At 41.7% G+C, this 12,755-nt stretch carries 11 protein-coding genes; 1 reads left to right on the top strand and 10 read right to left on the bottom strand.

All coding sequences use genetic code 11. From position 1 onward, the window contains the following. Positions 1–130: 130 nt before the first annotated feature. From BK120_RS03330 to BK120_RS35850, 8 genes are all read right to left on the bottom strand, one after another. The gene (locus BK120_RS03330) at positions 131–535 is read right to left on the bottom strand and encodes an Rrf2 family transcriptional regulator (RefSeq protein WP_076266014.1); all 405 of its coding nucleotides are present in this window, start codon (positions 533–535) and stop codon (positions 131–133) included. 273 nt (positions 536–808) lie between these two features. Continuing rightward, entirely contained in the window at positions 809–2,332 is a 1,524-nt protein-coding gene (locus tag BK120_RS03325; RefSeq protein WP_076266139.1) for an MDR family MFS transporter, read from the bottom strand. 567 nt (positions 2,333–2,899) lie between these two features. Then, positions 2,900–3,325, bottom strand: coding sequence for an arsenate reductase (thioredoxin) (gene arsC, locus BK120_RS03320; RefSeq protein WP_179089730.1), 426 nt, complete (start codon positions 3,323–3,325; stop codon positions 2,900–2,902). 13 nt (positions 3,326–3,338) lie between these two features. After that, on the bottom strand, positions 3,339–4,775 hold the full coding sequence (locus BK120_RS03315; protein WP_076266012.1) for an arsenic transporter: 1,437 nt from the start codon (positions 4,773–4,775) through the stop codon (positions 3,339–3,341). Then, positions 4,772–5,104 (bottom strand): ArsR/SmtB family transcription factor, encoded by a 333-nt coding sequence (locus tag BK120_RS03310; RefSeq protein ID WP_076266011.1) that lies wholly within the window; start codon positions 5,102–5,104, stop codon positions 4,772–4,774. The genes BK120_RS03315 and BK120_RS03310 overlap by 4 nt, the downstream gene beginning before the upstream one ends. Before the next feature lie 302 nt (positions 5,105–5,406). Continuing rightward, complete coding sequence (locus BK120_RS03305; protein ID WP_083681541.1) at positions 5,407–6,750, bottom strand: NAD(P)-binding domain-containing protein; 1,344 nt, start codon at positions 6,748–6,750, stop codon at positions 5,407–5,409. A gap of 63 nt (positions 6,751–6,813) precedes the next feature. Further along, positions 6,814–7,260, bottom strand: coding sequence for a MarR family winged helix-turn-helix transcriptional regulator (locus tag BK120_RS03300; protein ID WP_076266010.1), 447 nt, complete (start codon positions 7,258–7,260; stop codon positions 6,814–6,816). 191 nt (positions 7,261–7,451) lie between these two features. Then, complete coding sequence (locus BK120_RS35850; protein ID WP_256710766.1) at positions 7,452–7,586, bottom strand: hypothetical protein; 135 nt, start codon at positions 7,584–7,586, stop codon at positions 7,452–7,454. Positions 7,587–7,844: 258 nt separating this feature from the next. Between BK120_RS35850 and pdxR the strand changes: the two genes are divergently transcribed. Beyond that, positions 7,845–9,287 (top strand): MocR-like pyridoxine biosynthesis transcription factor PdxR, encoded by a 1,443-nt coding sequence (pdxR, locus tag BK120_RS03295; protein WP_076266009.1) that lies wholly within the window; start codon positions 7,845–7,847, stop codon positions 9,285–9,287. A gap of 59 nt (positions 9,288–9,346) precedes the next feature. On the opposite strand, the gene BK120_RS03290 is transcribed toward pdxR, so the two are convergent. Beyond that, positions 9,347–9,991 (bottom strand): formylglycine-generating enzyme family protein, encoded by a 645-nt coding sequence (locus BK120_RS03290; RefSeq protein ID WP_076266008.1) that lies wholly within the window; start codon positions 9,989–9,991, stop codon positions 9,347–9,349. 221 nt (positions 9,992–10,212) lie between these two features. Continuing rightward, positions 10,213–12,708 carry an excinuclease ABC subunit UvrA gene (gene uvrA, locus BK120_RS03285; RefSeq protein WP_076266007.1) on the bottom strand — a complete coding sequence of 832 codons (2,496 nt, stop codon included), beginning with the start codon at positions 12,706–12,708 and terminating at the stop codon, positions 10,213–10,215. Between the last annotated feature and the right edge of the window lie 47 nt (positions 12,709–12,755).

The raw sequence follows: 12,755 nt of genomic DNA, 5'->3' as shown, positions 1-12,755 counted from the left end.
AATAATGCGAAAAAAAACGCTTATTATCAAATTTAAATACGACATTGAAGACTCGCTATATCTACAATTGATTCGAAAAAAGGATTTAATACGATGTTAATTGTACTTCTCCTTTTTCAGAAAAATGTTCTTAACTTTTAAGTTTGGTTTGTTTTTTTGCAACGTCAGCTAATTTCGTTTGTTTCAGATGTTGTTCCATCTTCTCTTCCGCTTCTTTCATTGCAGCTTGAATCAAGCATTCTTCACCATGAACAAAATCACATTCAAATAATGATGTTGTTCCTTCAATAGCGTGGATAATATCCAAAAACGTAATGTCGTCCTTTTTGCGTGATAGCCGGTAACCTCCGTTTGCCCCAGAAACGGATTCAATCATCCCAGCTTTGACGAGTCTCGTTAAAATTTTGGAAAGATAAGTAGGTGAAACGTTTTGGGATTCCGCCAGCTGCTTGACGCCTATGGGCTTCAAATTAGAAGCTTCTACAAGCATGAGCATGGTGTGAAGTGCATAATTGGTCGCTTTGGAAAATTTCATGTTCTCACCTCAATTACAGACTTATTGTGTCTATAATACCTACGAAGTCGCTAATATGTCAAGTTGTGAAATATTATGATGTAATAAAGTAGGCTCTTGGTTATTACATTTTATGATTATCATTTTGTAGTTGTATTTAATTACAATGCTTCAAAAAATGCTGCTAATTTCTATAAAATAACGAATGAGCTTGACGCAAGCGTCATTAGAGATTTATTTGCAAAAGTTTAATGTACAAAAGAAAAACCTCGCTACGAATAACGAGGTTTTTTTTTAATGAGATGCCGAATATTCTTCTAGCTCGGAAGCTGGATCAAACTTCTCCTTGCTCATCGCAAAGGCAGCTAACAGAGCAATGACGGATGGAATAATAGCCCAAGCAAAAGTATGAACGAGTGACGAGGACAGTGATTCAGTTATTTTATCAAGAATCTGAGAAGGAATGTTCTCCCTTGTCTCAGGTGTTAAAATTTTACTTGGATCATTTAGATCAATGAACTCCGACGTTTGACCGCCGCTGCCGAACGATGAAGAAAGTTTATTTGCAAATAAGTGACTTTGAATAATACCGAATACCGTAATCCCAAGCGTCATTCCCAGTTCCCGAGTGAAGCTAAGTGTAGAGCTTGCAGATCCTCGCTGCCTAGCAGTAAATCCATGTATGGCGGAATTGCTTAGCACAGAAAACGATGAGCCGATGCCAAGACCAACTAAAATCATAAAGATTGTAACCATAAATCGGGATGAATCGGGTGTTAAAGTAGTCAGTAGAGCCATGCCGCCCACTAGCAGAAACAACGTCGAAATCATGATGGAGCGATAACTAAACTTGGAGAGCAGAATACCGCCGCCAGCAGCGGTAACAACAGATCCGACCATCATTGGAAGCAACACGAGCCCCGAGTTGGTAGCTGAGCCTCCAAGTACCCCTTGAACATAGATTGGGATATAGACGGAAGCTGTTATAAACGCTGCGCCGCTAAAAATAGCCATTAAATTACTTGTGGAATAAAGCCGATTTTTGAACATGCTGAAAGTGATGATTGGTTCTTGTGCGCGCCGTTCAATAAAGATAAAAGTGATCAATAATACGACAAAAGCTAAAAACAAACCTACGATCGTGAAGGAGTCCCAGTCGTATTTTTTACCTCCTAGCTCCAGCGCGAACATGAGACAAAGAATTGAAGTTACGAGCGTTATTGCGCCCATGTAGTCGATTTTTTGTTTAGAATGCTCAACAGACTCTTTGTAAAAATAAGCAATCATTACAAATGCAATGATTCCTATTGGTAAATTGATGTAGAAAATCCAGGACCAATGAACATAATCTGCAATATAAGCGCCAATTAGAGGCCCGAAAATGCTTGAAATACCATATGCAGCGCCAAATAATCCGCCTATCTTCCCCCGTTTTTCAGGTGCTACCACATCGAACATAATTGTAAATGCAATAGGTACTAGAGCTCCGCCGCCAATACCCTGTATCGCGCGATAAATACTCAGCTGTACAATAGATTCCGCTGTACCGCATAAAGCTGAACCGATCATAAATACGATAATTCCGAATACAAAGAAACGCTTGCGACCATACATATCAGATAACTTACCAAATATCGGCATACCAGCCATCTCTGCGATCATATAAGCAGAAGTCACCCACATTAATTTGTCAAACCCGCCAAGGTCCCCTACGATTGTTCCCATCGCAGTTGCTAATATGGTGTTATCCATCGATGCCATAAGTGTAGCCAGCAGAAGTGCTGCAATGATTACACCTACTTTATTTCCTTTTGCCATTTCCATTGTTTCTCGTTCCCTCCACTTTGTTTAATTGACAATGTAATTGCCACTCCCATTGTTTATCTCGACAACCAATTGTCTTGAATTATTTTAATTATAGTTATAAGTATCTTGATTATCAAGATAAAATTATAGGGAGAGAAGTTTCATTTTTGTGTCAAGCAATCAGTATCCACCGTCAGATCAATATGAATATTTCAATTCAATTATCTGGATTCGAAACGTTGAATTTTATTGGATGGGAGATATCAGATTGGATTGGAGGGTCACAAGGCTTGAGGGTCACTGTACGATTGATGTAATCACGATTAGAAAGGATGACAACATATGATTTCCTTCTTAACTTTATGTGCGTGCTTCGTTGGCGGCATTATTTATATTTTATACGCAGGAGTAGGTATCATTAGAGATGACGAAATTCAGCAAGACCAAATAATTAGCAATTTTAAATGAAAAAGAAGCAAGCCCTGAGGGCTTGCTTCTTTTGTATTATAGTTATAAATGGCACAAAAACAGTTCCTAAATCATCGAATATATTCGTAAGTACATAACTATTACGGTTTGTTACTTCCCTTCTTTCACAAACAACTCAACTCGATTTTTTATCGAATCACGGACCTCTGCGAATGTAGTTTTGATTTCTTCTTCTGAACCTGTCGCTTTTGCGGGGTCGTCGAAGCCCCAATGCCATCTTTGCGCTTTGTCGTTACTTACAACCGGACAGTTATCGTTAGCATGACCGCAAAGCGTGATGATATAATCTGCTTGTTTTAAAATCTCAGGATCAATGACATCCGAAGTATGATTGGAGATATCGATGCCTGCTTCTTTCATGGTTTGAACCGCACGGGGATTTAAGCCATGAGCTTCTAGACCGGCACTCCTCACTTCATATTTATCGCTACCCAGTGCCTTCAAAAATCCATCGGCGATCTGGCTTCTGCAAGAGTTTCCAGTACACAAAAAATAAACGAGTGGTTTGTTGTTCATTATAATCGGTCTCCTATATTCTCGAGTTAACTTTTACGATCTCTTCTTGAAATTTCGTTTTGCCCATTTTCGAGCTAATCCAAGCATTTATTAATATGGCGATTAGAACCAATATTGCTGTAATTACGGCAATCAACACCCATACATTAATGCTTGTTGTATGGATGAAATGCAGCCACAAATACAACCCTGTTAACGTGATAAAGAGCGTTGGGATCGTGAGAATAATACCCGTTTTAAAATAATTTCCCCATGTGATTTTTACATCCTTACGCGATAATACGTGCAGCCACAAAAGTGTCGCGAGCGAGCCGATCGGTGTCATCTTAGGTCCCAAATTACTGCCGATAACGTTGGCATACACCAAAGATTCACGAATCACGCCTTGCGTTGCTGTTCCTTTTATGGCTAGAGCATCGATCATCACGGTTGGCATATTGTTCATGACCGAAGACAATATCGCAGCAAGGAATCCCATACCGATAGTGGAGATGAATAGTCCCTTGTCGGCGATGGCTTGAATGACTTTTCCTAGTTCATCTGTCAGTCCCACATTACGAAGTCCGTAAACAACCACGTACATGCCAATGGAGAAGATGACAACTGCCCAAGGAGCGCCCTTGACCAGCTTCCAAGTTTGAATAGCCGGGCTGCGGCGAGCAGCTAAAATAAACAAGATTGCAGCGACGCCTACTATGACGGAAATTGGAACATGAATGTATTGAATTACAAGGTATGCGAGAAGTAACATGGCTAAGATTACCCACGAAATTTGGAACAGTTTCTTATCTTTTATGGCTTCAGACGGCTTTTTGAGCTGTTTTAAATCGTAATGACCTGGGATGCTTTTACGGAAGAACAAATACAAGATTAGAAGGCTCGCCAGCAGCGAAAAAAAGTTCGGAATAATCATCCGGCTAGCATACTCGATAAAGCCGATTTCAAAAAAATCAACGGAAACGATATTAACGAGGTTGCTTATTACAAAAGGGAGCGAAGTCGTGTCTGCGATAAAACCGCTGGCCATAATGAAAGGCAAAATCATTTTCTGATCAAATTTGAGTGCACGCACCATCGCAAGCACAATAGGTGTTAATATAAGCGCCGCGCCGTCATTGGCAAAGAATGCCGATACTGCTGCACCAAGAAGAACGACATAAACAAACATAAGTTTTCCATTGCCATGTGCGAGCCGCGCCATGTGAAGCGCCGCCCATTCAAAAAAGCCGATTTCATCTAAAAGAAGCGATATTACGATAATAGCAACAAAGGCAAGGGTAGCATTCCATACAATACCCGTAACCGTACCAACATCAGCAAAGTTTACGACGCCAAACAGAAGTGCCAGAATAGCTCCGGCAGCTGCTGACCAACCAATACTAAGTCCTTTCGGTTGCCAGATTACAAACGTGAGTGTAAGCAAAAAAATTAAAACGGCAATGAGTGTCATACTTCCCCCTGTGCATCACAGCTGTTATTTTTTAAGCCTGCTATTTTTTCTTTCATGGAAGGCAGGTACGGATACACGCACTGTACATAGGCTTCCACATCCGGATTAAGGGAGTAATATACCCACTGCCCTTTTTTCTTTTCATTTAGAAGTCCGGCTGATTTTAATTTTCGTAGATGCTGGCTGGCATTTGGCTGAGACATCCCGATAATATCAGTGATATCACATACACATAGTTCCTTTTCTTTGAGCAGTGCCACGATGGTTAACCGCGTTTTATCGGCTAATAATTTATAAGCCTCGGCCATTTCCTGTATCTTTTGCTCCATATGTAGTACCTCCCTCTGTTTTCCCCCGTTGGCTTCTTTCGACCTCGTAATTATATAACCAACTACTTATATAATCAATGGCGAATATAATCCGATTTGAAAATTTTGAGTGTTTATAACCATTCAAAGTCGCCCCTTCTTCCTAAATAAACAAAACAAAGGGCATTAGATTGAATAAATGCCCTTTGTTTTAGGTTGTTTGAAGTAGAACGTTGCTCATACTGGCTACGAAAGTAGACGGAAACATTTCGGTACTTCTAGAATACTTGGCAAATTACTTGCTGGAACATCGTATATTATTTCTACTTTTGATCTGGTCCACAGCAACTGTCTCCGCCGCCGACACCAATGCTACAAACACCTGTCTCTGGCAATTCCAGCTCTACTTTACGAGCAGACTCCATATCCCCCACTAAAGCGGCTACAATCGATCTAACTTGCTCATAGCCGGTTGCCATTAAGAAGGTGGGTGCTCTTCCATAGCTTTTGGCACCAACAATGTAAAAATCTTTTTCAGGTTGACGTAATTCGAGTTCACCATGAGGTCTAACTGTACCGCAGCTATGAACGTTTGGATCGATTAGTGGCGCTAACTCATATGTACTTTCAAGACTCGGGTCCATCATCACTCTTACTTCACGGACAAATGATAAATCAGGACGTGAGCCCGTGTTGCATACGATCTCGTCGACACCGTCAATAAAAGCTTTCTCTGATCCAACCGTACCGATAACATGAATTTTCCCGTTGCTCTGTTTTAATTCTTCAATATAAAACGAGGTCATCACATTCAAGATTCCCGATTCAACTAATTTTTGAATTCGTTTTCCGAGTTCACCCCTAGCCGGTAATCCATCTAACTCACGTCCGCCATAAACATCCTCAAGATTATGTTTTCGTATTGCCCATACAATTTCAGTCTCATTAGTTTGCTTTTGAAGTTCGCCAAGTTCCAAAAGTGTATTAATAGCGGAATGACCGCTTCCAACGACAAGGACTTTTTTTCCGCGGTAACGTTCTTCATCCTTTCCGAGCAAATCTGGGATACCATAATATATTTGATTGCTAAGCGCTTTTTCTTCTATTAAGAACACACCATCCGAACGAAGCGGGTTTGGATTTGACCATGTTCCCGTAGCATCAATAACCGCTCTTGCTTCAAAAAGATGGTGGCTGCCATTGTGGGTGGCGTGAATGGCAAAAGGCAAATCACCACGACCATTCGTTTTGACTTTACTTAAACCCTTACGGCTAATGGCAGTCACTTTCATATTCAAATGAATAGATGGATTTATTTCAGAGAGCGCTGACAGAGGCTTTAAATATTGTTCTACGAGTTCTTTCCCAGTTGGAATATCCGTATTTTGTGGTGCGATCCAGTCGGTCAAAAGCAACAAATGTTTAGCTGCCTTATCGATGTTATATTCCCATGGGGAAAAGAGTCTTACATGCTCCCATTTTTTAATATTTGCTCCGATATCGCAACCAGCTTCTAAAAGTAAAAATGACTCTCCTTTTAAACTTAAATGTGCAGCTGCCGCAATACCTATCGGTCCAGCTCCTATAATTACAATTGGCAAATTGATTTTTGCGTTATCATGTACCTCACAGCAGTTAATTTGGTTAACAGGAATACTTTTCATCATCTTATTTCCTCCTCTATTTTATTTGCAAAATGCAAGTATTAATAATTTTTAAAGGGATAATAATTATCCCAGTGTTGTACAACATACTTTCGATTTTGCCATGCTGTCGTTAAGCAATTTTATCGAGTTTATGACCATGTCTTGTTCAAATTCAGACATATGCGAAAAGACCTCTTTTAAATAGTTATTCATTTGACCATCAATGACTGTTGAAATGTACTTGCCTTCCGTCGTTAACGTTAAAATATTGATTCTCCGGTCTTCAGGAAGTTGTGTTTTCTTCACCAATCCTAACTTCACAAGACTTTGAACTTGGCGGCTAAACGTCGTGATGTCTATGGATAGTGAATCCGCCACCTGCTGAATCGATGGATTATGTTTTCGATCGATCTCATAAATAATATGGCTTTGAATTAATGAGATATCCACTCCACCCGCTGTGCAACAATTTTTATCCAGAAGCCCAAACCGGCGAGTCATTATTTGAAACATCTCTCTTGTGTTCTCCACTTGTTTCACCTCTTGATTTATTTATAACGTAATTGTTTGCAAAATGCAAGTAATAAATGAATCTAGACCTTTTATTTATTATCTTAAGAAATTACGCAGATGAACACAAAAAAACCAGTAACAACAATGCTCTTGTCGTTACTGATTTCCACTTCCTGTGCTATTTGTTGTTTTAACTCAGACTTTTTCGTTTAATTATTTAGGTTGCTGTCATCATGATCTTCCCAACGTCTTGAATACGCTTTGTTCGTGATCCAAAATGTAATCCATGAAAGAATGGCTACGATTATAAAAGATACGATCCATACGCCGATAGGTACTTGCATATGATTTCCCCCTATATGTTAGCAGTATATTTTTGATTTCGAATACGTGCAGTTCATTGAAATGTGAATTAACGTTTATCATAAAATAAAAAGCGAAAAAACGAACCATCCAAATCGGATGAATTACTACCATCCAATTCGATTGGTTTTCATTTAACTGTCATAGTTAGGTTGAAAACAGCCTCTTTCAGTTTGAAAATCAGTGGTATGATAATCATGACTATAATGTTTTATTTACAAGCAAGGGATGTGAACTTGATGTGGGAACTTGAGAGGAAAAGTAAAATTCCTATATATAAACAAATTACCGATCATCTAGAAAGACGGATTTCCTACGGTGAATTCCCTCCTGGCAGCTTGCTTCCATCTGAGAGAAAACTGGCTGAACAACTGGGCGTCAACCGCAGTACTGTCATTTTGGCTTTTGCCGAGCTTCGATCGATGGGGATTATTGAAAGTCAGACAGGCAGTGGAACGCGTGTATCCAAAACAAAATGGGGAGCCACTCCCAAGCATACGCCAAATTGGAGTCGGTACGCTGAAGGCGGCAGCTTTCTACCTAACTTGCCCTTTATGCGAAGAATTCGTGAAGCGCTCAATCAAAACCCCTCTCTCATCGATTTTGCTAGCGGCGAGCTGTCGGCTGATTTGGCTCCTAATGATGAAATTACAACGTTGATGAGCGAGAATAAATACACTTCATATTTGGGTTATGATAATCCACAAGGGTATATTCCGCTTAGACAAGCGTTGGTATCCTATCTTGATCAACATCGGGGTATTAAGACAACGGAATCATCGATTTTGATCACATCGGGATCTCAGCAATCGTTATATTTAATAACCCAGTGTTTGTTGTCGCCTGGCGACGCGGTTGCGATTGAAGATCCTTCCTACTGCTATTCTCTGCCTATGTTTCAATCAGCGGGGCTTAGATTGTTCCGTCTTCCTGTTGACAGTCAAGGGGTATGTCCAGAGGACATTCGAGCCTTATACAAAAAACATCGGATCAAAATGGTGTTCATGAACCCCAACTATCAGAACCCAACAGGTACAGTGTTCGGTGCTGAACGTCGCAAACAGCTGCTTGACGTTGCAAGCGAGTTGGCGCTGCCTATTGTCGAGGATGACCCGTTTAGCTTAACGGACTATGAAGGTTCACCGCCTTCACCGCTGAAATCAATGGATTCAATTGGGTCTGTCCTCTATATCGGTTCTTTTTCCAAAATAGCTGCATCTGGCATGCGAATTGGTTGGATGGTTGCCCCTAACTCCATTGTGGAGAGACTTGCTGACGCAAGGCAGCAAATGGATTTTGGACTTAGCGTTATACCGCAGCAGGTAGCGGCACAATTTTTGAAGTCCAATTACTTTGAACCTCATCTAGACCGCTTGCGAATGCAGCTCCAATATAAACGAGATTTACTTATTGAAGCATTGCAGAAGGAACTTCCGGGATTGGTTACGTTCACTGCTCCACAAGGTGGACTTCATCTTTGGTGTAAGCTAGTTCCGGATGTTCACGATGGAAAGCTGCTGGAGGAGTCCATTAAACGAGGGATTGTTTTTGTTCCTGGAAGTGTGTACGGATCGGATTCTGGATTTGTAAGATTTACTTTTGCTCGAGCAAAAGAAGCTGAAATTGGTTTAGGAATCTCCAAATTTGCAGATGCGCTGCGTGAGCTTATGAATAGCAAATAGCTATATAGTAATTAGAAATAACCGCCGAGGTCTATACCTCCGCGGTTATTATCAACTCGTTAACATGATTTGGCAAGGCGAAACCCAAGGTCGTCAATACAAAATGACGGATGACTGCGACGACGACAAGTAGCTCCGCAGCCTCTCGCTTCTTCAGCCCAGCTGCCGCCTCGAAAAATGCGATATGAGCCATATACCTGCTCATCATATAAATCCCAGCACCATTCCCAAACGTTTCCTAACATATCATATAAGCCCCATGCGTTGGGTTCTTTTTTACCTACTTCATGAATGCTGTCTCCCGAATTTCCATTGTACCAAGCGATTTTATCAATCTCTCCGTATTGGTAGCCAGCTGTTCCTGCTTTACACGCGTATTGCCACTCTGCCTCTGTCGGAAGGCGATAGCCATCAGATTCCCAATCACATTCAATATGATCTCCATCCTGACTGAATGAATAACACTCCGTTAATCCAGCATTCAGGGATAGTAAATTACAAAAATAGATGGCTTCATTCCAAGAGATATTGACCACTGGTCTTTGATTACTACTCAAAGAAAGAGGAGATTTTTTGGTTACAGCTAAATACAATTCCATCGTTACGGGATAAGGTGAAAGATAAAAGGGTTTAATTTCAGACTTCCATATTCGCTTCGTCCGGTCATCTCTTAATTCAATTTCTCCAGCCGGAGTGCTTACCATTGGATATTCATTATGATTATTTAGAGCATTAGAAACGGCGATCTCCTCCTTTGGTTTTAATGTTTTACTACTGTAATTTACCATAAATTAGTTATTTATTAAAACAGTAATTGATGATTCGTTTCCTTATAGAATAGTTAACAAAAAAAGTACTGTCAGCATGACAGTACCTGCAATACGTATTGATTCAAAGATAAATTGGCAAGCTATAATCAATGCTCTTAAGCCAACATTTCTTTTAAAAACATACCCGTATACGACTTTGCCACTTCCGCTACACGCTCAGGAGTGCCTTCTGCAACTAATTTGCCGCCGGCTGCGCCCCCTTCTGGACCGATATCGATAACCCAATCGGATTCACGTATCAGTTCCAGACTATGCTCAACAACGATTACCGTATTGCCTGTATCAACCAGCTTGCTGAGTAAAGTATGGAGCTGCTTAATGTCAGATGGATGGAGGCCTGTCGTCGGTTCATCCAGCAGATAGAGCGTATGGTTTTTGGAAGGCTTGCTCAGCTCTTTTGCCAGCCTAATCCGCTGTCCTTCGCCGCCAGATAACGTTTTGACCGATTGCCCCCATTTCAAGTAGCCTAGTCCGACTTCACAAAGCATCTCGATTATACCTGTTATTTTAGTTTCTTTTTTGAGAATAGCTAGGCTTTCCTGCACAGACATATTCAGCAAATCCGATATAGAGCATCCTTCATACTGAACCTGCAAAACCTCATCCGTAAATCTTTTTCCTTTGCAGTCAGGACACTTTACCTCCAGATCAGGCAGGAAGTTCATATCAACGGAAAGCACACCTAGCCCCTGACATGTCTCACAACGACCACCAGAGGTGTTAAATGAGAAATGTTTGGTTGTCAGTTTTCTTTTTTTAGCTTCAGGTAAACCAGCGAACAACTGGCGCAGCTGCGTAAACACATCCGTATAAGTTGCTACGTTGGAGCGCTGCACTCTTCCCATGGGTGTCTGGTCAAATATAACGACATTTCCGACATGCTCTAAGCCCGTAATTTCCTTGCACCCTATTCGCTCCAATTCCTTCTGACTTCCTTCTGCAAGGATATCAAACACAAGCGTAGATTTACCGGAGCCAGATACTCCTGTAACGGAAACGAGACAGCCAAGCGGGATTGACACAGTCGGAATCTCAACATTGCGGAGTTTAGCCTGCTCGATTGTAATAAACTGACCGTTGCCTGTTCTGCGTACGCGTAGAGGAGTTGAGCCATTCTCTTCTCTCAAATAAGCGCCTGTAACCGAAAGCTCACTCGACATTAAATCCTCCAGACTGCCTTCGCCTACGACGGTTCCTCCGTGCAACCCAGCGCCAGGACCTATATCGATGATATGGTCTGCAGCACGCATCATTTCAACATCGTGCTCGATTACGAGTACTGTATTGCCTAAATCACGAAGCTGCTGAAGTACTCGTATGAGACCGGATGTATCACGGGGATGAAGACCTGTGGTCGGTTCATCCAAAATATAAAGTACCCCGGTGAGGCCAGAACCGAGCAGCGATGCGAGCCGCAGCCGCTGTGCTTCGCCGCCTGATAATGAAACGGTTTGCCGATTCAGGGAAAGATAGCCTAGGCCAACATCAATGATTCGTTTTAGCCTAGTAGGCATATCATGCAGAATGGGTTCGAGCAGATAATGACCTTCAGACGGGAGCGTCTCTTGTAATTCCTCTGTCCACTTAAAAACATCACTGAGCGACCATTCCGATACATCGGAGATGGTTGAGCCGGCTACTTGAACAAGACGAACCTCTTTCTTAAGGCGTGCGCCAAGGCATTCCGGGCAAAGCTGTTCATGAAAAAAACTTCCCTCTTTTTCCGAAGTGCCTGTTTCCCCTTCTTTTTCTTTGTATCGCCGCCATAAACCAGGGATGACTCCTTCGAATTTTGTACCTTGGACAGGCTTCACATTTGGATAATGCCGCTTGAAGGCTTCACTCTCGACACCATAATATAACAAATCGCGCTGTACCTCTCCGAAATCCTTTAAAGGCTGATCCGGATCAAATGCAAAGCCGTAATGCGTTCCTGCCGCCATCAAAATACGAATTTGAATATCGCGATGAACCCCGTTCAGAGAAGCCACTCCTCCATCGCGCAGACTGAGCTCCGAATTGAAAACGGCTGCTTCATTAATGCTTGCCACATGCCCAAGCCCACTGCAAGCTCCACAGGCTCCTTCTGGCTTATTGAAGGAAAAGTGTGACATTCCTAGCTGTTCAAGCGCTGCTCCGCAGTGAGGACAACCTATCATTTGACGATCCATTTCCTCATCTTCATCGGCGATTGCACCTATGGGCTCAAATGAAGGAGCTATGTGACCGCTGCAAGAAGGGCAAATCCGCTCGCCTAGTCGCGAGAAGATAAACCTTACAAACGTATAGATATCGGTTACTGTTCCGACTGTTGAGCGTGGATTTCGATTGGTAACATGCTGTCCAACGCTGATGGACGGTGACAATCCTTCGATAGACTCAACCTTCGGCTTCCCTATTGAATCCGAAGTCATGCCCATGGAGTCCAAATACTGCCTTTGGCATTCTCTTTGAAGTGTATCCATTGCCAAAGTTGATTTTCCAGATCCTGATGGACCTGTAAGAACGATCAGCTTGTACTTTGGAATTGAAAGGGAAACATTTTTCAGGTTGTTTTCACGTGCACCTTTAATAAAAATGGTATCTTTCATAAAAATCCTCCTCATAATAATTAATTATTCTATGTCTTGTAGCATTC

Source organism: Paenibacillus sp. FSL A5-0031 (genome assembly GCF_001956295.1).
Taxonomy (GTDB): Bacteria; Bacillota; Bacilli; order Paenibacillales; family Paenibacillaceae; genus Pristimantibacillus.
The sequence above is the reverse complement of the archived record's forward strand: the minus strand, read 5'-3'. Positions and strand labels throughout refer to the sequence as shown.